A 26,437-nucleotide genomic window follows, 5' to 3' on the forward strand; every position below is an offset into this window, starting at 1 on the left:
CGTTGTGACTGACTAGACGCGATCGCGGGGTAAATTTCTCCCGATGCGGCGGCTAAAAAGCCCGATCGAGATGGGGCTAGAGCCGACGGTTCGTGGCTAAAGCGAATAAATCAGCGATTTAACAAATATTAATCTTTCAGGCTATAGTTGCAGAACACGCTATTTGAACACTTTGGAGCTGCTTTTTCTACCTTGTCTGTTTGTGATTCTCCTAAACAGCAAAGCGATCGCCTGATTCCGTCTCGGCAACGGTTGTTCGTGATGCTGGTGTTGCTGCTGGCGGGCTGCTTGTCCAGCGCGACTGGATCGATTGTCGCTCCGGTGTTTCCTGAAATTATTGAGCAGCTACAGATTGATCCGGGGTGGGCGGGTGTATTGGTTAGCGCCCACACGTTGACCACGGCTCTGGCGAGTCCTGTGTTGGGGCTTTTGGCCAATCGCTGGGGGGTTTTGCCGATTTTGCTGCCGTCGCTGGTGGCTTATGCCGTCTTTGGCGTGGGCGGGGCGATCGCTGCTAACTTTTGGACAATGCTGCTGTGTCGAGGCTTGGTTGGGGCTGCCAGTGGTGGTATTGCCGCAGGCAGTATTGGCTTGCTCAGCAATTTGTATGGCGGTGAAGCGCGATCGCGCATGATGGGTTACGCCACCAGTGCTTTAGCTAGCGCCACGGTGGTTTTTCCTATTTTGGGGGGCTGGCTGGGGCTATATCACTGGCGCTGGGCTTTTGGGCTGTATGGGTTGAGCTTACCCGTTGCGATCGCGGCGGCAATTCTTTTTCCTCGCCAGGTTCAGCAGTTAAGTCAAACGGTTGACCTGCGTCAGGCGCAGGGAATTCGCCAGGTTTTACAACAGCGCAAAATTTGGTTTTTGTTTGCGGCACTAGCTGCCGTTTCCGCTATTTTTTACGTCGTCGTTGTATATGCGCCGCTCTATCTCAAAGCTGCGATCGGAGCTAGTTCGCTGCTCAACGGTATTGTGCTGGCCTCCCGCGCGATCGGAGCAGCCGTGCTGTCGGCTGTGGGAGCCAATCGTTTAGCCAAAGCCATTGGCCTATCGTCTACGATTGCAGTGGGCTTTTTGTGTATGGCGTTGTCTCTGGCGGCAATTCCCAACTTAGTCAATCCTTCGCTGATATTGCTAACGGCTTTGCTGTTTGGCTTAGGGTTCGGTTTAGTGATGCCTAATTTTTATAGTGGTTTAGCCAATCTATCGCCCGACAGTCAGCGATCGGGGGTGCTGGCTTTGGGAACTGGCTTTGCCTCGCTGGGGCAGTTTGTCTCTCCCCTCATTTTTGGCTCCGTTTGGAAGGCGGCTGGGGGTAGCGTCTTCTACGCAGCAGCAGGCATAGCGGTTATTATAGGCATTCTAAGCTGGCAACGACGGTAGACGATTTGGGGAGCTATGGTTGAGAAAACCGCCAGGGCGAGGCTGTTGCAGCGTTGGGCAATTCCAGGATTGCTGGTGGTGGTGGCGCTGCGCCAGATTTGGTTAAGTCATACGGTGGGGCTAAGTGCTTGGCACGGCGGCGGATTTGGCATGTTTGCCTCGGTCGATCGCGACGAACGACGGCTGATTCAGGTGCAGGCGGCTACTTGTCAGGGGCAGATGATTCAAGTTGATTTGCGCCCTCCCAGTACACTGCTGAGTGAAGCAGAACTGATCCACGTCATGACTGTGCCGAAGGTGGCTTTGCTGGAAGCTGTGGGTCAAAAGGTGCTGGCGGCTACCCTGCAGCCGAGCGATCGCCCCAATGTCTATTTAGCGCAGGCGGCGCAAACGGTTGACTACCCCTCTGAAACTTGCCTGCAACAGGTAACGGTGCAAGTTTGGCGACCCTATCATCGCCGTCATTTAGGTCAGATTTGGTATGAGCCAATATCGCCAGCAGTTGAGGTCAGCCAATGATTCAAGCTTGGAGCCAACGCTGGTCGCAAACCATTACCCGCTTGCTCAACCAACCTCGCTACCAGCTGATTTTGCGGCTGACGCTGGTTATTGTGGCTTTACAGGGAATTGATGAGCTACATGCTGAACGCTTGCCCGAAAAAGGGCTGGCTGTCGTCATGCTGTTTTCGGCCAAACTGCTTCAGAGTCGCTATGCCTGGTGTGGGTTGGCTGCTCTGATGGTTTGGAATAATGTTTATTTCTGGTGGCGGTTGGTCAACCACGAATACCTGATTACTTATTGGGTTCTGGTTTGTGCGATCGCGGCTTTTAGTCAGTTTTCCTTAAAAATCTTTGCCTGGAATGCTCGTTTGCTCATTGGCCTGTGCTTTTTGTTTGCTACGGCCTGGAAATTTATGGGCGGTGAGTATTTGGATGGCTCATTTCTGCACCTGACTTTTTTGGTTGATCCCCGATTGGCTATGGGGGCAACCTGGTTGGGGGGGGTCGCGGCGGATTTGCTGCAAGACAATTACGATCAATTGCTCACTATCCAGGCGGCAACTAGCCCTGAATCCGCTTTGATTAACAGCAGTCCGCTAATGTCGGCTTTAAGCGTGGCATTGTCTTACTGGACAATTTTTATTGAAGGAATTGTGGCGATCGCCTTTTTATCTCCCTGGCCGCGCTGGCTGTTTCTCCACCGCGATGAATGGCTGCTAATTTTTGTGGTTTCAACCTATTCAGTCATTCCGGTTTTTAGCTTCGCCGCTATTTTGCTGCTGATGGGGCTGGCGCAGTGTGCTTTGACGCAGCGCTTTAAGGCAGCCCTTTATCTAAATCTTTTATTACTAATTCCGCTGTGGCTGCCGCTACCGCAAGAAATTTTTTATTTTTTGCAGCAATGGTCTTAAGCCCGTCGGTAAAAAGGGCGTTTGACCACTTTTGCCGGGTAGGCTTTGCCGCGAATTTCAACCGCGAGGGTTTGGCCTACTTTGCTCAAACTGGCTGGCACATAAGCCAGCGCCACTGGATAACCCAGCGTTGGCGAAAGGGTGCCGCTGGTAACCTGACCTACCGTTTCTTCCTGGTGTAGAACTGCATAGCCGTGGCGGGCAATATTGCGCCCTGGCAACTGTAGCCCGACCAAGCGACGCTCTACCCCTTGCGCTTGTTGCTGCGCCAACACAGAGCGGCCAATAAAATCGCCTTTGCGATCGAGATGCACCAGCCATTTTAGTCCAGCTTCGAGCGGGGTGGTGGTTTCATCAATGTCTTGACCATAAAGTGCCATGGCCGCTTCTAGACGCAGCGTATCGCGTGCCCCCAACCCACAAGGGATTACCCCCAGTTCTTGCAGCGATCGCCAAAGGGCTACTCCCGTTTCAGGAGTTACCATCACTTCAAAGCCGTCTTCGCCAGTGTACCCCGTACGGGCGAGGAACCCTGGCTGACCCAAAACCTCTGCCATTGTGTGGCCATATCGGCTGACGGTCGCTAAGTCAGCATCAACCAGTTTTTGCAGTTGAGCAATCGCTGCTGGCCCTTGTACGGCAATTAAAGCCTGTTCAAAGGATACATCTAGCAACTTGGCCTCTGTCGAGTCAATTTGCGTCAGTAACCAAGCTTTGTCTTTTGGCGTGGTGGCTGCATTGACAATCGTGACAACCTGCTGCCAGCCCTGAGCATCGACGCCTTGATAATAAATAATTAGATCGTCAATGATGCCGCCGCTGGGGTTGAGCAAAACCGTGTATTGAGCTTTACCCGGTTCTAGCTGACTTAAATCAGACGGCACCAGCCGCTGGAGTTGATCTAATACGGCTGAACCTTGCAGCTTAAACTTACCCATGTGAGAAATATCAAACATGCCTGCTGCCTGCCGAACAGCTTCGTGTTCTTGCTTAATACCGCTATACTGCACAGGCATTTCCCAACCTGAAAAGTCAGTAAAGCGCGCTTTACTTTCTAGCGCTAAGGCATACAGGGGCGTCCGCGATAAGGTCATGTGATTAGTTAAAGGTAGAAGGCAAAGGGCAGAGATCAGCAGGAAAGCTTTTCTGTTAAAGGCTCTTAGCCATTGGAGTGTCTCAATGCTGGTGGCTACCGCTATAGTAACGGCTTCTCGGATGGTGTAGGCAGTTTGGCAAAAATGATCTGTTTGACTCACGCCTTGATCGGGGCTGAAGGTTGCTGCTGAGCTAACTGAGGAGTCAAGCGGTGAGACATCAGCGGCTCATGGGATGAGTTAAGCGGGTGACTGACCGTATGCTCAACTTTCGCCAAAATTCGTCAAGAGGAAATAGATTAATCAGGTTCTCTAGCCTGGCTCGATGGCTGTTTGGGTGCTGATCAGGGGATGCTAATGGGACAGAAGCTCAACAATTTGTCAGCGCTATTTTAAAGACAATGGGTTTAGGGAGGCATTACTGAATAGCGGTATGATTTTTCGGGTTTTTGGTTGAACTTTCAAAGGATTCAACGTTCGATTCATACCTTGAATCAGCAACCCCGGCTTAGGTAAACGCGATCGCTCGATAGCTGAGACAGCTAAAGCAAATTTGCAAGTAGCTTAGTATCTATACCATTAGGCGAATTGTCAGCCGAATTGGCTGTTGATTATGATTTTCTCTCAGGAAAACTTTGTAAAGCGCTGAACGGGTGACTCATGTACATACTGGTGGTTGGAGCAAGCCCTGAAAGTGACAACTTAATCGATATTTTGATTGACCAAGGCCACCGGGTGGCTCTGATTGAAAGCAATGAAGACCAAGCCCGCCATATCTTAAAGAAGCACAAAAACATTGATGTCTTTCAAGCCAGTATTTCTCAGGGCGATATTTTAGAAGAGGCCCGGGCAGAAACCGCAGATGCGATCGTAGCGGCTACGGGAGATGATTCTGCCAATCTGATGGCTATGTTTCTGGGTAGAGAATACGGGATTGAAACCCTAGTTAGCATTATCAATGAGCCTAAGCATCACTCTATGTTTGAGCGTTTAGGGGTTAAAGTGTTGGCAAATCCAGCCGCCATTATTGCTCAACAGCTTTATCGGTTAATTGAAAAGTCTAGGTCTGAAGCTAAGAAAGGCTAGTCGGTTTTGCGGGTGTTGCTTCCAGTTAACTCGCTGAAACCGACGGCTTGAAGCAGTTGATTGATGATTGCCAGGTTGAGCATAAATCCTTATCTCAAAACAGTTCTGCGCGATTTAGGATTGTTAATTCACATTCCGGCAGCGATGGCGCTGCTGAGCTTGCCGATTTGTCTACTAGCAGGTGAATATTATGCGGTGGTTCCTTTTCTGCTAACGGCGATCGCAGCGCTGATAACGGGGCAAGGCTTGTTTCGGCTATTTCGGCAAGCCAGTGCTTCTAAGCTACGTCAGGCTTTGATTACCGTTGCGCTGAGCTGGGCGGTTATTCCTGTTTTTGGAGCGCTGCCATTTCTTTTGATCGCCGATTCTATAGTGGGTACCCCTCCGGCTTTACCCACCATTGCCTATTTTCAAAGCCCCTGGAACGCTCTGTTTGAAGCGACATCAGGTTTTACCAGTGCAGGGCTAACCATGACGATTCGTGAAGCGGTGTTGCCCCACAGCTTACAGTGGTGGCGCTCTTTTATGCAGTGGATTGGGGGGGTTGGGGTAATTGTTTTGATGATTGCGGTTTTAGAACCTGCTACCAGTTCTGAAAACCTTTACTTTGCAGAAGGGCGGAGCCGTCGTATTGGCATCACTTTGCAACAAACGGTTCGCAACATCTGGTGGATTTATCTGCTTTACACCCTTGCAGGAATTTTATTACTTCGCATCGCGGGTATGCCCTGGTGGGAAGCGCTAAATCATAGCATGACGGCCATTTCAACGGGTGGCTTTAGCGTTACCAACAACAGCATGGCAGCCTATGGAGCCAGAGAGCAGCTAGCAGTGATAGTGCTGATGATTTTGGGGGCAATCAGCTTTGCCAATCACTTTCAGTTTTTGACCCGGCGGCGCTTAAAGGCACTTTGGGGAGATGCCCAGCACCGGGCTTTGTGGCTTTTATTGGCTTTGGGGTTTGGTTTGCTCTTGGCTGAAGTGTACTGGTACAGCGGTCGTGTTCAGGGGCTAAATGCTGGTTTTCAATGGGTTTCGGCGTTGACAACTTGTGGCTTTGCGAGTTTAGACGTGCAGCAGTGGAGTCTGAGCGCTAAGCTTTTGCTCAGTTTAGGCATGATTTTTGGGGCGGCTTCGGGGTCTACTGTGGGCGGGCTAAAGCTAAACCGGGTCATTTCTCTCTACAAAGCTGTGGCTTGGCGCTTTGAGCGTACTGGATTACGCCCTCATCAGCTCATGCGCTATCAGCTAGATGGCCGGGTTGTCTCTCCTCAAGAGGCGAATCGGCAAATTGAATCAGCCGCTGTTTTAGCGGTTCTTTGGCTCAGCCTGGTGGCAGTGGGCACAGTGGTTTTAGTGCATATCGTTGGCTCAGAATATACACTGGCGGATGTCGTTTTTGAAGTTGCTTCAGCTTTAGGCAGTGCTGGTCTGAGCAGCGGTATTACGGGGCCAATGTTGCCGTGGGCAGGCAAGCTAACGCTGATGCTGCTGATGTGGATGGGGCGCTTAGAAATTATCCCCGTTTTGCTGCTGCTATCAATGCCGCTGCGCCACCTGAGTAAAAGGTGACCCCATAAAACCGCTACGGCTGCTAGCGCCCCTGACGACGTGAAAAGGGTTTGCTGGTGGGGCCGTCGATTTGCACCCGTCGAGCCGGATTTTTGTGAGCAATGGGTAAAATCACCCGGCTTAACACGCGGCCATCGTCTAGCTTAAACAAGTTCAGTTCGCCTCCCATTTTCTGCATCAGCGCTTGACAAATGGCAAAATGCAACCCAGGGGGATCTTCTAGCTGAGAGGGGGCTAGCAGGTCTTCTGGGCGGCCTGAGTGCAGTTCTTCAATCAGGGCGTCGTCAATGATGCCGCTGTCGGTAATGGCGACTTCAATCCAGTCGCGGTTGTGAGGGCGACACCAAATGTCAATTCTGCCGCCAACGGCTGAGCGATCGCAGGCGGCTGCCATTAATTCGTACAAAATAAATTCAATTTTGGGAATATCACCGCCAATGGTGAGGTTGTTGTCGTTGTGAACTTTGGCCCAAAGCTGCTGCCGCTCGATGGCGGTGCGTGCCCGCTCCATCAGGCGGTTGAGCAGACTCGCTAGCGGCGTGGTTTCGTACTCGCTGTGGAGCTGCCAGTCTTCGTGTTTCAAGATGGGGGCTAGCGTGGTCAACAAGCTGCCCAACTGCCGCAAGACCTGCTGATACTGAGGGCTAGATGGCGTACTTTTTTGGACGCTGAGTTCGTTGAGGCGACGGACGCTGTGTTCAATCAGTCGATGAACTTCGCCAAAGCGCTTTTGTTTGTACCAGTTGAGAGCTTCTAGCGACTCTCGTTGAATTAGTAGCATTTCAACTAACCCCAAATGGCGACGCGACCAGGCTAGCTGGTTTGCCAGCAGAGTTAGAGCGTTGAGATGATACTCTGACCAGCGGCGATCGCTTTGGTCTGCCAAAATCAGGACGGCGTTGCAGGTATGCTCTGGAGCGGTCTTTAAAGCCATTGCCAGCAGTTTGCTACCCGTGGGCGCTCGTAGCCACTGACGGCTATTGTCGGGCAGGTCTTCTAAGGTTAGCGGTAGCAACCCTTCTGTTTGCAAGGCCCAACTAACAATGGCGTCTGAAGCAACTGGGATGGTGGCTGTGGTTACCAGATCAAACGACTTTTCCTTGATGACGGTGCAGGTAATGCGGGCTTCTGGTTGGTCAGCAACCCAGCTAATTAAGCCAATCAGCGGCACCCGTAAGAGCTTAGCAATATACTCCAGCGTTCCTTGCTCTAGCTGGTCGAGCTGAAAGGTGCGCTGAATGGTTTGCAAGCCCCATTGCATGGTCTGGTAAAGCTGAATTTGCTGGCTGACCTGTCGTTGCAGTTGCCACTGATGCAAAATCAGACCCACCTGCTGGCTGACGACCTGTACCAAAGATCTGTCGAGCTGATTCCAACTGTGAGCATGACGACTGCTAACAATAAGTAATCCTTCCGGTGCATGCCCCATCGAAACGTTACAAACAATCAGCGATCGCGCTTTCATCTCAGCCAGGATAGGCTGCCAAGCTAATAGCTTTAGCTCATCTTCGAGATCTTCAATACAGATGGCATCTTGGCTGCGCTCTAGCATTTGCCAGTCAACATCGCTGAGCGGCGGCCAAGGTGTGCGGGCAAAGCGAGAAACCTGAGTCCGACTGTAGTAACACAGCTCAAAGCCTGCCAGCTCAGAGTTGTAAAGCAAAACCATTAGCTGATCGGCTTGCAGGCGGGGGCAAAGTTCTTTCGCGCACAAATCTAGCGTTTTGCGCCAGTCTTCATGGCTGTGGATGCTGCGCGAGACGGTAGCAGTTAGCACCTGATTGGCCTTAACTTCTTCCACTTTGGCTTCCATTTCTGCCGTTGGCATGGCCAAGCCTACCAGTCGCGCTGCTGCCTGTAGATAGTTCCGTTCTGCCTCCGTCCAAATGCGTGCCTGTTCGCCTTCGACTGAAATAAACCCCAACAGTTCAGACTGAAACCGAATGGGGGCAGCAATGAGCGATCGCGCCCTGAGCTGCTGCATCAACAAGCTGGTAACGGTGGTATTGAGCGATGTTTGGGCTTCCCCAATGACCACAAGCTGATTAGCCTGTAGCGATTGATAAAATCCCTTGACTTGGCTGACTTCGATGCGCGAATCGGCAGGATGACTTTCGATAGTATGAATCGTTGGTCGCGTACGGTGGTAGGCTACCCGATGCCAAAAAAATCTTTCTTGAGGTGCAAACCAGTAAATATTGGTACGTGAAGGCGCGATAAACTGATGCGTTATTTGCACAACGGTTTTGAGCCGATCTTCTAAATGGGTTAGTGGCTCAAGCGCTTCTAGCAAGCTCAAAAGCGGTTGATCAGCCCGCTTCAGCTTCAACTGCTGCTGATTTTGCTCGTGCAAATAAAGCGCTTCGGCCAAAGCGCCCAAAACCAGGGCTAAAACAGCCCGCTGCGAGGCGCTAGGCGACATGCCCCACTGTTCGGTTGCCAAAAGCATTACGCCTAAGCAGGTATGGCGATGACGAATGGGAAAAAGCAACGTTCCCTGAATATTTTGCTGCTCTGCGATGGGTGCCCAGGTTCCTGCTCTCGATTCGGCGCGTAAATCGGGTACCGCTAAAGGCCGCTGCTGAATAACGACTTGTTCCATCAAATCGCCTGGACTTAGCGAAATCATCTGATGCATCAGGCGAATCGGTGCGGCGCTACGCCCCCCCTGACCCTGAAGCTGATGGTTGACGCGGTCGTATAGGCCAATCCAGAGGAAAGGATATTCAAACTCGGCGCTGACATACTCCAGGACAGCCTCAATTAAGGGTTCTAAATCCTCCAACTCCCGCAGAGTTTGCAGAATTCGCCCTAAAGCCACAACTTGCTTGTCAAACTTGGTTGGTGCCTTTGGCTGCCCCATGCCCTATTGACTCCTTAACGGCCTAGATCATTTTTCCCTGTTTGCCAGAATTGAGAAGTCTCTGCCGCGATCGCTGACAGGTCTAGTCATCCTCATTTCTATTACTTAATAGATCGGGAAATATACCACTATGCAGATCTATCGACCTCAGTTTACTGGCTCAATTCTTGCCCCGCTTGCTTAATTTAATGCACCCATGCTTTTAAGATGATGCCAATAGCTATAGCAGAGGTGACTGATTGATAACAGCGTGTGGTTAACAGACTTAGCAGTTTTACGAGATTAACTAACCGCTATCTTGACAAAGATTTTGAAAGATCAGGCCAAGGAGAGAGTTTTTGCAAGACATTTATACAAGTTTGATTCGACCGCTGCTGTTTGCCCTACCGGGTGCGAATCCAGAATGGTTACATCAGCAAACTTTGCGCAGTCTTGCCTGGATGACGCAGCCTGGGCCAAATGCCGCTACGGTTGACCAGCCTTCGATCTATCAGGCTTGGCTCCAACGAACGTATACCCTGAGCGATCCGCGCCTCCGGCAGAGCCTCTGGCAACTGGAATTTGCCAATCCGGTGGGGTTGGCGGCGGGCTTTGATAAAGATGGCATCGGTGTTCGAGCCTGGGCGTCGCTGGGTTTTGGGTTTGCGGAATTGGGGACGGTTACCTTTGCAGCCCAGCCGGGAAATCCCCAACCGCGTCTGTTTCGCTTACCAGCCGATGACGCGGCACTAAACCGCATGGGATTTAACAACCAGGGAGCCGCCGCGCTAGCTGAACGGTTGCAACAGCTTCGTAGCCCTCAAGCGGTGCCTATGCCGCTGGGTATTAATCTGGGCAAGTCTAAGGTTACGCCTCTAGAACAGGCTGCAACTGACTATCAAAACAGCTTTCGGCTGCTTCAGGGGTGGGGAGATTATTTTGTGATTAATGTGTCGTCTCCGAATACGCCAGGGTTGCGATCGCTTCAGGCGACTGACTCGCTAGCAGCTATTCTCGACGCTATTGAACAAGTTAACCAAGGCCAAAAGCCGCTACTGGTCAAAATTTCCCCAGATCTCGATCAAGCGGCGATCGCGGCTATTGTCGATTTGGCTTTGGCCTATCGGCTAGCGGGTCTGATTGCGACCAACACTACCCTCGACCGTACAGCCTTAAAGACGCGGATTTTAACCGCTACTGGCCAACCCGTTGCCACAGAAGCAGGGGGGATTAGTGGTGCCCCGTTGCGATCGCGATCGACTGAAGTGATCCGCTCGATCTGGCAGCAAACCCAGGGGCAACTGCCGATTATTGGGGTGGGGGGCATTTTTACAGCCGCTGATGCCTGGGAAAAAATTACGGCTGGCGCTTCTCTCGTCCAGGTTTATACAGGCTGGATTTATGAAGGGCCAGGTATGATTCGGCGCATTTTAAGCGGGCTGCTGCAAAAGCTAGAAGACCACCAGCTTACGCACCTTTCGCAGGCGGTAGGGTTAGCCCACAAGCAATAAGGCCAACGGCTAAGCGGCTTGAAGATAGGGTTCGTCAAAACCGTGAGTTTGAGGCGGCAAACCGGAGGCTAACAGTGCCCGCAGGCGCGGAATTTGGCGCGTATTGTAAACTCGAAATTCATTTTGCAAAGAAGCGGCTTCGCTTCTAATGGCTTGATTGAGCACTAAAGACCCTTTGGGGTCAGAAACCGAGCGGTGAAAAGTGCCGGGGGGAATGCGCAAAATTGCCCGGTTGGCTTCTAAACGTACCCGGTGATAAGGATAAGCCCAGGTGAAATTGATTAAATCAAACGTTCGCCCACCGCTAACGGCTAACAAATTGTCTTCTTGGTGGGGATGTAAATAAAACTGCCAATCTCCTTCAGCGCTGTTGTGGGGGCTAATGGCGGGGCCATCATGAAAAACTAAATCACGGGCATTAGAACGGCCAACGGTAATATCAAAAAACCGTACATTGGGCGTGTCGCGAAATTTGTTAAAAGCGAGCAACTCGAACATAGCTCAAACGGATGTGGATAAACTAACGGCTTATTGACTAAGCTATCTTTACGTTTGATGAACGACAAAAACCTCACCGAGTCGCATCTATGCGCAAAGCGAATAGATGTAATGTATGAACATTTTTCAATTAGAAATATTGGCGGCGATCGCCCGCTGTGGTAGCTTTTCGGATGCCGCGCTTAAATTAGATATTTCTCAGTCTGCAGTCAGTCGGGCGATCGCTTCGCTAGAAGCTGAACTGGGCGTACCGTTACTGGTGCGAGGACGCTTTGGTGCCCGCCTGACGCGCATTGGTGAGCGTATTATGGGGCACGCCGATCAAATTTTAGAGCTACGAGAACACATTGAATATGAAGTTAACTTAGAAAAAGGGCTATACGGTAGCCAGTTGCGAATTGCTTCTTTTCGCAGTGCGGCCACCCATTTGTTGCCTCCCATTATTGCTCACTTTTGCCAGCGCTTCCCCCATGTAGACGTGTCGATCAGTGAGCACGACCCGGCAGGGGTAGAAAAAGCGCTTCAGGCTGGCGAAGCCGATATTGGGCTGGTTCCTTTACCCCGTTCAGAAGAGTTTTATACCTGGGAAATCGCCCGTGACGAGTACGTGGTTTTGTTACCCCACTCCGTTGGCTTTGTGCCTGCCCAACTGACCTGGCGAGAGCTAGCGCAGCACGCTTTTATCTTACTGAACTATGCAGAATGTACGTCAGCCGTGCGCAACCACTGGGCAAGCTGGGATCAGCCTTTGCGGGTAGCCTACCTGATTAAAGAAGACTCTACTATTGTCAGCATGGTGGCTCAGGGGTTAGGGGCGGCAATTTTGCCTCGGCTGGCTGCCTTGCCCATCCCCGCTGGTGTGCAGGTGCGATCGCTACCCGTGCCGCTAGAACGGGTGATCGGAGCTGCCACTTTGGTAAATACTCCCCATCCACCTTCGGTTAAAGCGTTTTTGGAAGTGTTGCAAAGCCAGGGGGCACTGGCAAAAACGGCGGTTGATTAGCGCTATGGCAAAGGGCAAAGGGCAGAAAGCAAAGGGTAGAAGGAAAGCTTTTCTGTCAGCGGCTTGCAGCCATTGAGGTGTCTCAACGCTGGTGGCTACCGCTAAAATTTTCTGCCGAAACCGATCGCTAGAGAGTCATAGCTGTCAGAAGTTTGAAGTGGGTTCAGGGTAACGGGTTGACTAAGAGGTGACGAGTACCTGAGCCGCGATCGCTTCTTGAACTTCGGCGAGCTTTTGCTGCAGTTGCCCCTGCAGCACCAATTTTTCAGCCAGGGTAAAGCCTGCTTCTAACGTGTGGGAGACGCCACAGCGCCACAGATAAAACCCTCCGTTCCAAATGGCTGACTGGGCTACTTCGCTGGGCTTACCGTCAATCACGCTTTGCAAAGCCGCGATCGCGTCGGCCTCTTCTAGCAGGGGCGGGTCTTCGGTGCTAAAGCCGTAGTCTCGCGGACTGAGCAACAGCCGATCAAACATGCCGTTGATCTGCCCCAGACCAATAATCGCTGTGCGGCTGCGAGCTAGGTCACAACTGCCTTCTAACCCTTTAACGGTGGTAAAAAAGGGTCGCTTACGCAGAGCCAAACTAGCGACTGTTCGTTCTTCGGTGGGGGGATGGACAAAGCCGCTGACTAAGTGGGTGTTGCCCGCATAGGGCGACCACATAATTTCAATTGTGGCAAAGGGGGGGCGTTTACCAATTTGATCGCGGTAAGGCACCATTGCCTGCGCTTGAGGAAAATGGCGAGGCAGATAAACAAAACTCAGCCCTGTTTCGGCTAGCATCTGTTGAGCCTGAGCCAAACTGAGTTGCTGCCAGTTGACGCCTAAGCCTTGCCAAATTTCGATCAGCGGCAGTCCGTATTTGGTGGGCATGCGATCGCCACCGTGCAAAACTACGGGTGCTTTTACCGCCGCCAGCATCAAAGCGGTTAAAGGGCTAATGGGCAACGTACGCGATCGCCCGTCATAGGGGACGCTAAAAACCGTAACCGGATAGGCAGATTCAATCGCTGTTAGTTTTGGCCCTAGCTGATCATAGGCATCTAGCATACCTGCTAGTTCTTCAGGGGTCGGGCGCTTGATCCGGTGAGCAATCATAAACGCGCCTAATTGGGCGGGGGTGGCTTCTTGCTCGAGCATCATGCAAGTGGCGATCGCCGCTTCAGCGCGGCTCAAGTCTTTGGAGGTGTGGCTGCCACTGCCAACTTTTTGAAGAAGCGAACGAAATGCCTGGCTCATAGCTTAAAACGTGTAGAAGAAAATAAACTGGCTAAGCCACTGCCAGGGCCGGAAGTTTGGCCCGCTGCACTAGCTCACAAAAGTGCTGAATCGGAGGTATCTTCAAACGATCTGCCGTCGTCACCAAGACTACCTGACGCGTTAGGCAGGGAGACTCGGTAGGGCGAACGGCCAGCGTAGAATCTTGACGGCTTTCGGCTAAGGCAGATTGCGGTAGCAGCGCGATTAATTCACCCTGACGCACCACACCGCGAAAGGCATCTAGCGTATTCAGTTCTAAAGCTGACTTGAGTTCTGCCCCATACTGCTGAAATTGGTTTTGTACCAATCGCTGCATGCCGTAGCCATCCTTAAACGTCACTTGGGGATATTGCACAATGGCCGACCAGGGAACCTGCCCGTATTGACTGAGGGGGTGACGAGCGGCCATCAACACCTCGACGGGTTCTTCATACAGCGAGGTCACTACCATCTCAGCGCTGGTGGTAAGCAGCGGATTGTTCATTACAACTGCAACGTCCACTAGCCCATCGCGTAGCACTTTCAAAGAGCGATCGCTGCCTAAGGCGGTAATTCTAAGCTGCACCTCCGGATAGCGCTTGGCAAACTGACCCAAAATAGCAGGCAAAAAGTGAGAACAAACCGAATGAATCGCCGCTACACACAGTTCTGGCTGTTTGCCCAGCATTAAATCTTCGAGTTCTTGGGTGATTTGTTTCCACTCCTGGCAGATGCGGCGGGCGCGGGGCAATAGAAAATCACCCGCAACCGTCGGTTTGACCTGAGCCGTGCGATGCAGCAGAGAAACGCCTAACTCAGCCTCTAACGACTGAATCTGACGGCTAATGGTCGATTGAGTCACGCCACAGCGACGAGCAGCAGCCTGAAAGCTGCCCGTTTCAGCAATGGCCAGATAAGCCTGCAGTTGCTCTAGGCGCATAGGAATGAAAAAGAGGCGGAAAAGGCAGTAGCCAATCTCAAAAAATTCGTGGATTTAACGGTGAATTTAAGCAGGCGCTGAGCTAAAGGCAAATTTGCAAAGATAATTCGGCACAAGCCGACTGATCGCCTCAACGCTGCCTATACCTACACTAAAAACCAAACTCGTAACTCAGTAATCACGCTAACCCTAGCGGATCTAAGGCACTCAGTTGGTAATATTCGATACAGGTTGAACTTCAGCCGCTGGATTTCAATGCCTTTGCCAGCGCTGGTCTTAATTTTTTCTTAATTTTATGATTTCAGCCTACCATTCTTGCAAAGCTTTTTGCAGCGCTTGCTTTAGCTCCGGTGACAGCGTGGGCTGCTGCAATTTTTGGCTTAGGCGCTGCTGGGCTTGGTCAGCGGCCAGTTGCTTGAGGGCGGCGATCGCGTGGAGATAAATTCGTTTTTGCGGATGGGCTAGCTGCAAAATTAAGCTATCAAGCGAGCGGCGATCGCCCAAATTTGCCAGCGCCATAATCAAAGTCTGGCGGTTAGGGTCGCTCAGGTCGGGCTGGTGCAGCCAGGTGAGTAAGGTATTGACCACCGTTGCTTGCAGCGCGGGCTGTTTAACTTTAGCCAATGCCCGTAAGGTTTCTTGCTGTACCGCTTCAGGTACTTTTTCAAAAGCGGCGATCAAGGTTTGAATCACGGGTTCTGTGAGTATCCAGCTCAGCGCCCGCACAATTTCTAGCTGAAGCGCGGCTGGCGTATGGGCTAGCCGCAAAACCCGACCAAGGGCTGCTGCTGCTGCCGGGGTGCCTAAACGCCCCAAAGCGATCGCCGCCTGGGCACAGACGGTTGGGTTGAGATCCCATAAACGGGTTTGTAAGTGTTCGACTAAATTGAGCGATTCAACTAGGTCTTTACGGCGACCTAAAGTTGCGATCGCCTCAGTTCGCACCGCCGCTGCCGGATCGCTCAACGCCTGCACTAAAACGGGCGGAATTCGGGGATCGCGAAAGCTACTTAAAGCTTCAACTGCCTGGGTTCGAATGGTGGCGTCGGCATCGGTGGTAACGCTCAGCAGCGGGTCAATGGTGGCGCTTGTGCGAATCCGAGCCAGGGCATACACGGCAAACGGGCGCTGGCTGGCTTCAGCTAACGACTGTGCCAAAACCGTAATGGCACTGGAGCCAATTTGAGCCAAAGCTTCAGCGGCAATTTCACAGAGCGCTTCATCGTCGCTCGTTGCCAGCAGTCGAGCTAGGGCAATCACCACCGCAGGCTGATCAAATTCTCCTAAAAGGCGAGCCGCAAACCAGCGAATTTCCCAATCTAACGTTTTATCTTGCACCAGCTCAATCAACGCTGGCACTGCTTCTGTCCCTAACTCGCGAATGTGCTTGGTAATTTCCCAACGGCTTTGAAAATCTCCTGTTTCTAAAGCCGCGATCGCTGCCGCAACTGGACTTAGGCAAGTCGATTGTTCAGATTGAGTGAGTGACTGCTGCAAAAGTGTTAGACCTCTTCAAAGCTGCTGAATCTGACTTAACGCCCTGTCCCGTTTTGTCAGGAGTGCCCGCATCAGTCGGCAGTTATTCTCCATGAAATGTCAGCAATTGGGGTCAGACAAAACGATTGACTTCTGCCTGCCATTTTTGAGAATAAAGCTTTTTTTGACAAGGGGATAGTCGCCCTATTATGCAAGTTCATCGGCAATCTTATGCGTAATCAACATTTCAGCAACAGCCCCACCTCAGCCCCAAAAGCAACTCCAGACTCGATTCTGTTTTCGCATTTTGATTATGCGATTATTGCAAATTCTTTACAAAACTGTGTCTGAAAATACAAAATCTCCCGTTTGACTTGGCTAATGTGAGTTCTCAATTCGGGATAAACAACTTGAACCTGAATTGCTTGGCGTCCGTTTCCTTCAACCCTGACCAGTGGGTGTAAAAGTGACTTGTTGGGGACAGGCTCAATTTTTCATCCACTGGTTGGTGAAATTGCTTGGCCTTGAGCGCGTTCTCTTTAGTGACTGATGTTACTGTTTTCGACGGGTTGTTTCGATAGTTTTTGAGGCAATATTGACATCAAAAATTCAAGGTTTTTAAGGCTCAAGCTTCGGGAATAACGAATTTCGGAATGTCAGTATATTAAGCCTGTTGTTGTTAATTTCAGTTGCCTTTATTTGCAGCTAATGTTAGGTGAAGCCGTGGTTGATACAGCCGTTAACGCAGTTCAAAAAGACGTTAAGCTGAACAAATTTGAAAAGTTCAAAGCTGTCAAAGACGGCTTGGATGTAAAAGACGAGCTAGAGCATTTTGCGGAAATTGGCTGGGAAGCGGTCGATGAAACTGATCTAACCCATCGGCTAAAGTGGCTGGGCGTTTTCTTTCGTCCCGTTACCCCAGGTAAGTTTATGTTGCGCCTGCGCATGCCTCACGGTGTTCTCTCTAGCTATAAGCTGCGGGTGCTAGCTGAGATTGTTCAGCGCTATGGTGATGATGGCAGCGCCGATATTACTACCCGCCAAAATATTCAATTGCGGGGTATCCGCCTAGAAGATATTCCCGATATTTTTCAGCAACTGCGCGATGCGGGCATGACCTCTGTGCAATCGGGGATGGATAATGTGCGCAACATTACGGGTTCTCCGGTATCGGGTATTGATGCTGACGAACTGATTGATACGCAAGGGCTGGTAATCAAAGTACAGGATATGATTACTGGCAATGGAGTTGGTAACTACGCCTTTACCAATTTACCCCGTAAGTTCAACATTGCCATTGAAGGCGGACGAGACAACTCCATTCACGCTGAAATTAACGATATTGCCTTTGTGCCTGCTTACCGCGAGGGAGTTTTGGGCTTCAACGTTTTAGTCGGGGGCTTTTTCTCGGCTAAACGTTGTGAAGCGGCGATTCCGCTCAAAGCGTGGGTACCGCCTAACGATGATGTTGTAGAACTGTGTCGAGCCATTTTGCTGGTGTACCGCGATCATGGCTTACGGGCTAATCGCCAAAAGGCGCGGCTGATGTGGTTGATTGATGAGTGGGGTTTAGAGCAGTTTCGCGCTGAGGTAGAAAAGGTATTTGGCAAGCCGCTGCTGTCAGATGCGCCTGAAGACGCGATGGATTGGGACAAGCGTGATCACATCGGCGTCTACGCTCAGAAGCAGTCTGGGTTAAATTACGTGGGTTTGCATGTGCCTGTAGGGCGCTTGCAAGCCGAAGATATGTTTGACCTGGCGCGGCTAGCAGAAGTTTACGGTAGCGGGGAGTTGCGCTTGACGGTCGAGCAAAACGTCATTGTGCCCAATATCCCCGATTCTCGGGTTGAAACCTTTTTGCAAGAACCCTTGCTGAAGAAGTTTTCGATCGCGCCTGCTCCGCTGACGCGATCGCTGGTTTCCTGCACAGGCGCTCAGTTTTGTAATTTTGCGCTGGTAGAAACCAAGCAGCGAGCTTTGGGATTGGCTCGGTTATTGGATGCGGAACTCAGCTTAAATCAACCCGTGCGAATTCACTGGACGGGTTGCCCTAATTCTTGCGGCCAGCCACAAGTGGCTGATATTGGCTTTATGGGCACCAAAACCCGCAAAGATGGCAAAACGGTAGAAGCCGTTGACATCTACATGGGCGGAAAAGTGGGCAAAGACGCTCATTTAGGCGATCGCGTGCGGCAAGCTGTCCCCTGCGATGAACTCAAAGATGTGTTGAAAGCATTGCTCGTAGAACGCTTCAACGCTGAACCCAAAAGCGACTTGAGCCAGCCTAGCTCCGCCCATGGCTAACAATCTTCACTGGGGGAGTCTGCGTTTGACTTCTCCGGGTTATGAAGCTCAGCGATCGCTGAGAAACCTCGTTTGAGCTAACAAAAACTCTTGGCAAAGTCCTTGCCAAGAGCCAAAGCAAATAAGTTGATTTACTAGGAGAGTAGCATAGATGCTCACGGAATTGCTGTCCTTTAGAGGGCGCTACAAAATTCTCCACATGACATGGTTTGCCTTTTTCCTGTCATTTGTGGTGTGGTTTAACCTAGCGCCGCTGGCGACTGCCATCAAAGCAGACTTTGGTTTAGATGAAGGTCAAATCCGTACGATCGCCATTTGCAACGTAGCCCTCACTGTACCCGCACGGGTGATTATCGGCATGCTGCTAGATAAATACGGGCCGCGTCTGACCTATTCGCTACTGCTCATGTATGCGGCCATTCCTTGTTTGGCTTTTGCCGCCGCTCAAAACTTTGGTCAACTGGTAGCGGCTCGTCTAGCGCTTAGCATCGTCGGGGCTGGTTTTGTAATTGGCATTCGGATGACGGCAGAATGGTTCCCGCCCAAAGAAATTGGTTTGGCCGAAGGTATTTATGGCGGTTGGGGCAACTTTGGTTCAGCTTTTTCAGCCTTTACCCTGGTTGCTGTGGCTAGCTTCCTTAGCTTTTTCCCTGGAGCTTTTCCGGTTCCGGATGGGCCGCTGCTAAACTGGCGTCTGGCGATCGCAGGTACGGGTATTATTGCTGCTCTCTACGGCATTCTGTACTACTTCAGCGTTCAAGATACGCCGCCGGGTAAAGTCTATCAGCGGCCAGCTAGTGCGCGCGGCATGGAAGTAACGACCGTGCGCGACTTCTGGTTCCTCATGCTGATGAACGTGCCCCTCTCTGGCATTTTGATGGTGCTGGCTTGGCGTTTGCAAAAAGTGGGCTTTCTCTCACCGTCTGCCTTTACCATCTCCATTTTGGCGCTGATCGGCCTTTACTTATTCCAGGCGTATAACTGCTGGGTGGTCAACAAAGATTTGCTAGCAGGCCGCAAGCAGTATCCGGCTGAAGATCGCTACGCCTTCAAACAGGTAGCCATTCTAGAGCTGACTTACATTGTCAACTTTGGGTCTGAGCTAGCGGTGGTTTCGATGCTGCCGGCTTTCTTTGAAGGAACTTTTGGGTTAAGTAAAGCCCTGGCTGGCATGCTGGCCGCTAGCTACGCCTTCATGAACTTATTTGCCCGTCCTGGTGGGGGCTTAATTTCTGACAAGCTGGGTAGCCGCAAAATGACGATGGGGATTTTGACCCTGTGTATGGGAATTGGTTACCTGGTTATGAGCAGCATTCCCTCCATTCGGGATTCGCTGGGTGGCGGTGGCTCCTTTATGGTGGTGCTGGCGGTCATTTTGACGATGGCGTGTTCGTTCTTTGTGCAAGCTGGTGAAGGGTCAACCTTTGCAATTGTGCCTTTAGTCAAGCGGCGGATTACAGGTCAGATTGCGGGTAACGTTGGCGCTTATGGCAACGTCGGCGCAGTTGCATACCTGACCCTGTATAGCTTGCTACCGGAAGGAGACATCGGCAACAGCATCTTTTTCCAAACCTTGGGCATTGCCTCTCTAATTGTGGCCTTCCTCTGTTTCTTCATCCTCAAAGAGCCTAAGGGGTCTTTCGCAGAATTCCACGAGGGCGAAAAAGAGGTCGTAGCAGTTCACGGACATCCCTCTATCCTGCCCGATGATCAGTCTGCGCGGATTCTGTAGCAGAGGGTGCAGACACTGTAGGGGTGAGCGCCTACTTTGAAAGCATTAACCTGACGCATTAATTCCTGCCTGACCCCTCACCCATATCCTGACATTTCAGGATTGCCACTTGGCGGGTGGGGGGTTCATTGATAGACCATTAGGAAAAACTGTCATGACAGAAGTGGCAAAAACGCTATGCCCTTACTGTGGGGTTGGCTGCGGTTTAGAAGTCCTTCCCCCGGCCTCACCCGGCAAAGCCGTTCATCGCGATTCTCAAGGCAATCCGGTTTGGCAAGCTAGAGGCGATCGCGCTCATCCTTCTAGTCAGGGGATGGTTTGTGTGAAAGGGGCTACCTTGCCTGAGGCGCTAGATAAAGATCGGCTCAAATATCCAATGATGCGAGACAGCCTTGACCAGCCGTTTAAGCGCGTTAGTTGGGCTGCCGCTTTCGATCGCATCGTAGAGCAACTGCAAAGGGTGCGGCAAACGCAAGGGCCAGAAGCCATTTGCATGTATGGTTCAGGACAGTTGCAAAGCGAAGATTACTACGTTGCCCAAAAACTGCTTAAAGGCTGCTTGGGCACCAACAACTTTGATGCCAACTCACGGCTGTGCATGTCTTCAGCGGTTTCTGGCTATATCCAAAGCTTTGGTTCAGATGGCCCCCCCTGCTGCTATGCCGACTTAGAGCTGACTGACTGTGCCTTTTTGATCGGCACCAACACCGCCGAATGTCACCCAATTATCTTTAACCGCTTTCGCAAGTATCACAAAAAGAATAAGCGCAAAGTCAAGCTGGTTGTCGTTGATCCGCGCCGCACCGAAACGGCTAAAGACGCCGATTTGCACCTCGCCATTCGCCCCGGTACTGACATTACCTTGCTCAACGGCATCGCTCATATTTTGCTCAAGCAGGGCCAAATTAATGCTCTATTTATCGACGAATGCACCACGGGCTTTACTGAATATGCTGAGGTGGTTTCTCACTATCCGCCAGCGCAAGTGGCTCAAGTTTGTGGCATCTCAGTGCAGGATTTAGAAACAGCAGCGCAATATTGGGCGGAATCAGAGCGGGTGCTGTCTTTATGGTCAATGGGGGTGAATCAATCCTCGGAAGGAACAGCCAAAGTTCGCACGATTATTAACCTGCACCTGATGACGGGCAACATTGGCAAACCGGGAGCAGGCCCTTTTTCGCTGACGGGGCAACCCAATGCCATGGGGGGACGAGAAGCGGGCGGCTTAGCCCATATTTTGCCGGGATATCGCCTGGTTAAAGATCCCTGGCATCGTCAGCAGGTAGAGCAGGTTTGGCAGCTACCACCCGGCAGCATCAGCCCAGAACCAGGACTGGCCGCTTGGGATATGATGCTGGGGCTAGAGTACGGGCAGGTTGGCTTTTTCTGGATTGCCGCCACAAATCCGGCGGTGAGTATGCCAGACCTTGAGCGAACTAAAGCAGCTTTGCGCAAGTCGCCTTTCACGGTTTATCAAGACGCTTATTTCCCGACTGAGACAGCAGATTTTGCCCATGTGTTGCTACCGGCTGCCCAGTGGAGCGAAAAACCTGGCGTCATGACCAATTCAGAACGCATGGTGACTTACTGCCCCGCTTTTCGCCTGCCCCCCGGCGAAGCCAAAGCTGACTGGGAAATTTTTGCAGAAGTAGGGCGGCGGTTGGGTTTTGAATCTCAGTTTGCCTTTGAGTCGTCTGCCCAGGTGTATGACGAATTTGTGCAATTAACCCAAGGCCGACTGTGTGATATGAGCGGCATCAGCCACCAGCGATTAGCAGACGTCGGGCCAATTCAATGGCCTTGCCCTGTCTCAGAAACGGCGGAAACAGCGGTTGATAAACACGATAAACGGTTGTACACAAATCTGTGGTTTGCCACGCCCGATGGCCGCGCCCGGTTTGCAGCTTTTCATGCCCAAGGGCTGGCGGAACCGCCGGATGCTGATTATCCCTTTGTGATGACCACTGGGCGACTTTATGGTCATTGGCATACCCAAAGCCGTACCGGACGCGTTGAAAAGATCACCAAAATGCATCCGGCTCCTTTGCTAGAAATGAATCCACGAGATGCCCAAAAGTTGGAAATTCAGTCGGGAGAGTGGGTAGAAGTGCGATCGCCTCGCGGTAGCGTTAAGCTCAGAGTCCAGGTGACGCAAAATATCAAGCGGGGTACCCTTTTTATGCCGATGCACTGGGGTTTCTTGTGGGCCGAAGCGGCTGAGTGCAACGCGCTGACACATGCTCAAAGTTGCCCAATGTCTTTGCAGCCAGAACTTAAAGCTTGTGCGGTGCAAGTGTGGCCGCTAAGCGGTGAACACCCGGAAGCCAACGAGGTTTTAACAGAAGCTGGGGCAACTGCTTTACGAACGCTGCCGAAATCCTCTATTCTCTCAGGAGCAACCCCAACGAGCTGAGATGGCATAAATGAGCAACCAGTTGCAGAAGCTGGTCAAACAAGCCCGGGCAAGCTTTGAGGATGAGAAATTTATCCAATGTGTAGAAGCGGTCGTAGGGCTGGTTTCTCGAATTCTCTCGATCGCAATGGTGCTGGTTATTTTAGTCACCACGCTAGATCTAGGTTTTTTTCTAGCGCGATCGCTGCTGACGTTCGATTCTTATGGATTTTTGCAGACAACGCTGACTGAGCTTTTTGGCTTGTTTCTAAGCGTTTTGATTGCGCTGGAAATTTTGGAAAATGTCATGGCTTACCTAAAAAAGCACGTCGTTGAAGTTGAGCTAGTGCTGGCTACTTCATTGACCGCGATTGGCCGTAAGCTGATTATTTTAGACCTCAAAGAAATTTCTGGCCTTAGCTTAATTGGCTTGGCCTTTGCGCTACTGGCGCTTTCCATTAGCTACTGGATTGTGCGCGTCAGTCATCGCTAGCGTCGCTCAGCCAAGCCAGATCAAGCCATCATTGCCTTTCTCAAAGAACCCATTAATAAAAGATATGTCTAAAGATAGGTCTATCGTTCACTGATCCGAATGATTCGTTTTATGGGCATTTTCTTTAGCATACTTTTAGAGTGAGAGGCTTACTCTGCGCTCTACTGGGTAGCGGCTTTTTGAAGAGAAACCGAAACACCGCTATCGCGATTTTGCTGAACGGTAAAATACCCAACTATAGCTGTCGCCACAGGAGTTAGGACACTTCAATGGCTGAAAGCTTTTGACAGAAAGCTTTTTTTCTGACCTCTGCCTTTTGCTTTTAGCGACTAAACCCCCTAAAGGGGTGAGCTTAGCGGTGAGGATGAGTTTGCAGCCGTCAATGCTTGGGCGTAAGCGCAGTAGTCTCTTTCAGGGAATGATTAAAAACGTATTGAAGTTTAAAAGCGGTCAGATTAATTAACAATGGTTATCGAGAAAATCACTTGCTACTACGTCAACGCCAGCAGTCAAATTCGCGTCGTTCGTGTTGCCAACGTCGCCAACTGGTATTTTGAGCGCATTTTGTTTCCAGGGCAGCGGCTGATGTTTGAAGCGCCGACCGAGGCAGAGTTAGAGATCTATGCCAACGCTAGTTTGATCGAGACAGTGGCGTGTCAGCAGCTTGAGGTGCGCTCGTCTGAGGCAGCGGCCAACCCTGCTTAGCCTGAAATAAACGCTTAGCGGCTGTCTGAAGTTTTTGAGCCGCCGCGATCGCCGACAAGCCACCAACATCAAGGGTCGGAATCTGCTGATGGCGGCGTTCTAGGTCGTAGGTGTAAGCGCGATCGTAGTAGGTAAGCAAAATCTCAAAGGCTTCGTGAAGTTGGCCTGACTGAATCAGGGCGATCGCCGCTTGAGTTCGTTGCCCCCCCAGCCGCTTGCGAATGCGTTCGGTGGCCTCAACCAAGCCAGCAGTTTTAGCATGGCCGTAAATTTTAACCAAATAATCTAAGCGTTCTGCCAGCGGGCGCGTTATTGCTAGTGTAGGAGCCGCTTCCATTTGCTGAAACAGCTCATCGGCAATCCGGCAGGTACCAATGCGGCGACTCTCGGCTTCAAGCCAAATTGGCCGCGTAGCGTCAAAGCCTGCCCACTCCATCGCCAAGAGATTTTCAAACTGCTCGGTGCTGGGCTGCGGCGGCATTCCCAACGCGCCGTAGCTGCTGCCGCGATGGTTTGCATAGCTTTCTAAATCCAAAACTGGCTCTCCCAATTTGGCTAAGGCGTGCAAAATATCGGTTTTGCCAGTGCCTGTCATTCCCCCCAAAACCACAATTGGTTTAGGCGTGGCCAAGGTTATCCGCACCCAGCGCCGAAAGGCTTTGTATCCCCCGGTTAGGGTACAAACTTCAAAGCCCCCCATCTGCAACACCCAGGCCACCGCTTCGCTGCGCATACCGCCGCGCCAGCAGTGCAGCCGCACTTTGCGCTCAGGAGCCAGTTCTTTCGCCTGCCGAATAAACGCCGCAAATTTAGGGCCAGCCAGCTCAAACCCCAATTCCACTGCCGCTTCTCGACCCACCTGTTTGTAGCAAGTTCCGACCCGTGCCCGCTCCTCGTCGCTAAAGAGGGGAAAGCTGATCGCCCCTGGGAGGCGTCCCTGAGCGTACTCGCTGGGGCTACGCACATCTAGTAGCACCTCAGTTGAGGCTAAAAACGCTGAAATATTCAGGGATTCGGACACAAGCAGAACACCGTTACCACTTCTTGATTATCTTTACTAGTTAGCTTTGAAAAAGAATTATTTCTAGAAAAGTAATGACTTTCCTCCATTCCAAGGTAAGCTAATCCCTACAAAATTGACATCATTCCACTGCTCTATCCAATTCCCCTCTTCGCTTAGATAGCTTGGTGTTGGGAGTTTGAGGTGTCTATAAAATCTTGATGAGTTGTCTCTAAGTATGTATGGAACTGAACCAAAAGTGATCTAGAATCCGGATACCCTATAGTTTAAGAGCAGAGTGGTGGACAAAGACCCATCGGATAACAACTCTGGCAAATCGACAAATGGTGATGACACGAATGCCCAAAGTCAGCAGTCATCTAAGCCTCAGATCAGAGTGACTTACAGGGGAACTCCCTACGTGCGTCCAACTGATATCTATAGAAGCAGAGCCGGACAGGCTGAGATTCGTAAAAATCTGCGCTTCTCTAGAAAAAAGAGGGTGTCATAATTGTTTGGGCTTAATGAGTTATTTTTACCTCTTTTGGGAGGTTATATTTTTGTGACAAGATGGTATGTCACAAGATATTTAGCTCGTCAGTGGTCTGGCTATCGTCTTTTCTTCAATTCAGCGATCGCAGGTGCTATTTTCCTAGCCCTGTCTATTCTTCTTGTCAGCTTACTGAAGCAATTTTCTCCAGTAGCTCAACAGTGGCTTAGTCTGCTTTTTCCTGCTGTTTATCCTTATCTAGATGCTTCGGTATTTGCCTTTATCGTAGGCGGCGTTTTGTGGGTGCCTTTTAATTTCGTGCAGCGAGATAAGGAAGCCTTGGCTATTCGTTATGCTGAGGAGTTTGGTGGCCCCCTTCAGGTTTTACTAGCTAAAGCTTTTAGCGAAACTAGGCAGGTTGCGATCACCCTAAGCAGCGGCAAGGTTTATATCGGCTTTGTCACCAAGCTGAATGAGTCTCAGAATCAGGAAGAATTTGTTTTAATCTGGCCTCAGTTTTCTGGCTATAGAGAGTCTGAAACGAAGCAATTTAGAGTTACGACCGACTATGCGCCTGTATATGAACAAATTGCTGAAAATCCGGAGCAGTTTGCAGGAATTAGCATTGATGATTTTCAGGTTGTTTTGCCAACAGCCGATTTAGAGTCTGTTAGTATTTTTGACTTCAAGGTGTTTGAGCTTTTTGCAAATGCTGAAGCTGTTTTTAATTCTGGCGATGAGCTTATAGATGCTTGAGGAATCGTCACTTACCTTTGCATCACCGCTATCGGTTTAGTCGCCCGCTAATTGTTCAAGCGACCCATCATGCCTGACCTCTGGTGAGCAAAGATACTCACTTCGATGCTGATTCTATCGGGCGAGTATGGACATAGCGCAATTTATCCCCTCATCTCCCCTACCTCCCCCATCTTTCCCACCTCCTCCATCTCTTCTCCGCATCTCCGCGTCCCTGCGTCTCCCCGTCCCCACATCTCCCTACTCCCACTCCTGCTGCCGCTGTTCGTCAACGAAAGCTTTAGCCTCATCCAGTGACGTGAACTCAATAGGATATCGATTGGCTAAAACTTGCGGCAACTGCTCACAGTCTCTGTCCTTATAGGCTTCTAGTTCTAGCGGCAGTGCCGCATTGCAAATAAGGGGGGCATTCTCTCTCTCAAGTTGCTGACTATTTAGGTTTTTCGCTGCATGCAAGTCTGTATTCAGCAAAATAGCGGATCTGAGGTCGGCGGATCTGAGGT

General features: G+C 51.0%; 20 protein-coding genes and 1 pseudogene. 13 read left to right on the top strand and 8 right to left on the bottom strand.

Annotated features, from left to right (window positions below; translation table 11 throughout):
• Window positions 1-192: 192 nt before the first annotated feature.
• Genes ACTS3T_RS04805 through ACTS3T_RS04815 form a run of 3 tightly spaced genes read left to right on the top strand, consistent with a single transcriptional unit; the run spans window position 193 to window position 2,798 of the window.
• The gene (locus ACTS3T_RS04805; RefSeq protein WP_377964489.1) at window positions 193-1,386 is read left to right on the top strand and encodes an MFS transporter; all 1,194 of its coding nucleotides are present in this window, start codon (window positions 193-195) and stop codon (window positions 1,384-1,386) included.
• A 15-nt stretch (window positions 1,387-1,401) separates the two neighbouring features.
• Window positions 1,402-1,905, top strand: a complete 504-nt coding sequence (locus ACTS3T_RS04810) for a hypothetical protein (protein WP_377964491.1) — start codon at window positions 1,402-1,404, stop codon at window positions 1,903-1,905.
• The gene (locus ACTS3T_RS04815) at window positions 1,902-2,798 is read left to right on the top strand and encodes a hypothetical protein (protein ID WP_377964493.1); all 897 of its coding nucleotides are present in this window, start codon (window positions 1,902-1,904) and stop codon (window positions 2,796-2,798) included. Before ACTS3T_RS04810 ends, ACTS3T_RS04815 begins: the two co-directional genes overlap by 4 nt.
• Here ACTS3T_RS04815 and gcvT read toward each other — a convergent pair.
• On the bottom strand, window positions 2,795-3,892 hold the full coding sequence (gcvT, locus tag ACTS3T_RS04820; RefSeq protein WP_377964495.1) for a glycine cleavage system aminomethyltransferase GcvT: 1,098 nt from the start codon (window positions 3,890-3,892) through the stop codon (window positions 2,795-2,797). The two genes, ACTS3T_RS04815 and gcvT, sit on opposite strands and share 4 nt — an antisense overlap.
• 660 nt (window positions 3,893-4,552) lie before the next feature.
• Here gcvT and ACTS3T_RS04825 point away from each other — a divergent pair.
• Together ACTS3T_RS04825 and ACTS3T_RS04830 are read left to right on the top strand one after the other, a co-directional pair.
• On the top strand, window positions 4,553-4,978 hold the full coding sequence (locus ACTS3T_RS04825) for a potassium channel family protein (protein WP_462934817.1): 426 nt from the start codon (window positions 4,553-4,555) through the stop codon (window positions 4,976-4,978).
• A 63-nt stretch (window positions 4,979-5,041) separates the two neighbouring features.
• Window positions 5,042-6,550: a TrkH family potassium uptake protein gene (locus ACTS3T_RS04830; protein WP_377964499.1), complete on the top strand. Its 1,509-nt coding sequence runs from the start codon at window positions 5,042-5,044 to the stop codon at window positions 6,548-6,550.
• A gap of 22 nt (window positions 6,551-6,572) precedes the next feature.
• Here ACTS3T_RS04830 and ACTS3T_RS04835 read toward each other — a convergent pair whose 3' ends face one another.
• A complete protein-coding gene (locus ACTS3T_RS04835) occupies window positions 6,573-9,413 on the bottom strand; it encodes a sensor histidine kinase (RefSeq protein ID WP_377964501.1) in 2,841 nt (946 codons plus the stop codon).
• Window positions 9,414-9,751: 338 nt separating this feature from the next.
• Here ACTS3T_RS04835 and ACTS3T_RS04840 point away from each other — a divergent pair, with 338 nt between their 5' ends.
• Window positions 9,752-10,903 carry a quinone-dependent dihydroorotate dehydrogenase gene (locus tag ACTS3T_RS04840; RefSeq protein WP_377964503.1) on the top strand — a complete coding sequence of 384 codons (1,152 nt, stop codon included), beginning with the start codon at window positions 9,752-9,754 and terminating at the stop codon, window positions 10,901-10,903.
• 9 nt (window positions 10,904-10,912) lie between these two features.
• Here ACTS3T_RS04840 and ACTS3T_RS04845 read toward each other — a convergent pair whose 3' ends face one another.
• Window positions 10,913-11,401: a redox protein gene (locus ACTS3T_RS04845; RefSeq protein WP_377964505.1), complete on the bottom strand. Its 489-nt coding sequence runs from the start codon at window positions 11,399-11,401 to the stop codon at window positions 10,913-10,915.
• A gap of 115 nt (window positions 11,402-11,516) precedes the next feature.
• On the opposite strand from ACTS3T_RS04845, the gene ACTS3T_RS04850 reads away from it, so the two are divergent.
• On the top strand, window positions 11,517-12,404 hold the full coding sequence (locus tag ACTS3T_RS04850; protein ID WP_377964507.1) for a LysR family transcriptional regulator: 888 nt from the start codon (window positions 11,517-11,519) through the stop codon (window positions 12,402-12,404).
• A 180-nt stretch (window positions 12,405-12,584) separates the two neighbouring features.
• On the opposite strand, the gene ACTS3T_RS04855 is transcribed toward ACTS3T_RS04850, so the two are convergent.
• The 3 genes from ACTS3T_RS04855 to ACTS3T_RS04865 all read right to left on the bottom strand — a co-directional run bounded on the left by ACTS3T_RS04855 (window position 12,585) and on the right by ACTS3T_RS04865 (window position 16,083).
• Window positions 12,585-13,646: an anthranilate phosphoribosyltransferase family protein gene (locus ACTS3T_RS04855; RefSeq protein ID WP_377964509.1), complete on the bottom strand. Its 1,062-nt coding sequence runs from the start codon at window positions 13,644-13,646 to the stop codon at window positions 12,585-12,587.
• A gap of 31 nt (window positions 13,647-13,677) precedes the next feature.
• Window positions 13,678-14,586 (bottom strand): LysR family transcriptional regulator, encoded by a 909-nt coding sequence (locus tag ACTS3T_RS04860; protein ID WP_377964511.1) that lies wholly within the window; start codon window positions 14,584-14,586, stop codon window positions 13,678-13,680.
• A gap of 306 nt (window positions 14,587-14,892) precedes the next feature.
• The gene (locus tag ACTS3T_RS04865; protein ID WP_377964513.1) at window positions 14,893-16,083 is read right to left on the bottom strand and encodes a HEAT repeat domain-containing protein; all 1,191 of its coding nucleotides are present in this window, start codon (window positions 16,081-16,083) and stop codon (window positions 14,893-14,895) included.
• Window positions 16,084-16,770: 687 nt separating this feature from the next.
• Between ACTS3T_RS04865 and ACTS3T_RS04870 the strand changes: the two genes are divergently transcribed.
• The 5 genes from ACTS3T_RS04870 to ACTS3T_RS04890 all read left to right on the top strand — a co-directional run bounded on the left by ACTS3T_RS04870 (window position 16,771) and on the right by ACTS3T_RS04890 (window position 23,688).
• Window positions 16,771-18,366, top strand: a complete 1,596-nt coding sequence (locus tag ACTS3T_RS04870) for a ferredoxin--nitrite reductase (protein ID WP_377964515.1) — start codon at window positions 16,771-16,773, stop codon at window positions 18,364-18,366.
• Window positions 18,367-18,517: 151 nt separating this feature from the next.
• Window positions 18,518-20,098 (top strand): MFS transporter, encoded by a 1,581-nt coding sequence (locus ACTS3T_RS04875; RefSeq protein ID WP_377964517.1) that lies wholly within the window; start codon window positions 18,518-18,520, stop codon window positions 20,096-20,098.
• A 154-nt stretch (window positions 20,099-20,252) separates the two neighbouring features.
• On the top strand, window positions 20,253-22,511 hold the full coding sequence (locus tag ACTS3T_RS04880) for a molybdopterin oxidoreductase family protein (protein ID WP_377964519.1): 2,259 nt from the start codon (window positions 20,253-20,255) through the stop codon (window positions 22,509-22,511).
• Between the two features lie 10 nt (window positions 22,512-22,521).
• Window positions 22,522-22,983 carry a phosphate-starvation-inducible PsiE family protein gene (locus ACTS3T_RS04885; RefSeq protein ID WP_377964521.1) on the top strand — a complete coding sequence of 154 codons (462 nt, stop codon included), beginning with the start codon at window positions 22,522-22,524 and terminating at the stop codon, window positions 22,981-22,983.
• 465 nt (window positions 22,984-23,448) lie between these two features.
• Window positions 23,449-23,688: a DUF1830 domain-containing protein gene (locus tag ACTS3T_RS04890; protein WP_377964523.1), complete on the top strand. Its 240-nt coding sequence runs from the start codon at window positions 23,449-23,451 to the stop codon at window positions 23,686-23,688.
• Here the strand turns inward: ACTS3T_RS04890 and mnmH are convergent.
• Entirely contained in the window at window positions 23,615-24,709 is a 1,095-nt protein-coding gene (gene mnmH / locus ACTS3T_RS04895; protein WP_377964525.1) for a tRNA 2-selenouridine(34) synthase MnmH, read from the bottom strand. The genes ACTS3T_RS04890 and mnmH overlap by 74 nt on opposite strands.
• Window positions 24,710-25,199: 490 nt before the next feature.
• On the opposite strand from mnmH, the gene ACTS3T_RS04900 reads away from it, so the two are divergent.
• Window positions 25,200-25,934, top strand: a complete 735-nt coding sequence (locus tag ACTS3T_RS04900) for a hypothetical protein (RefSeq protein WP_377964527.1) — start codon at window positions 25,200-25,202, stop codon at window positions 25,932-25,934.
• Between the two features lie 240 nt (window positions 25,935-26,174).
• On the opposite strand, the pseudogene ACTS3T_RS04905 reads toward ACTS3T_RS04900, so the two are convergent.
• Window positions 26,175-26,437 (bottom strand): annotated as a pseudogene (locus tag ACTS3T_RS04905) (pentapeptide repeat-containing protein); the annotation flags it as partial.

This window comes from Almyronema sp. (assembly GCF_052168255.1).
GTDB classification, from domain to species: domain Bacteria; phylum Cyanobacteriota; class Cyanobacteriia; order Phormidesmidales; family Phormidesmidaceae; genus Sphaerothrix; species Sphaerothrix epifaneia.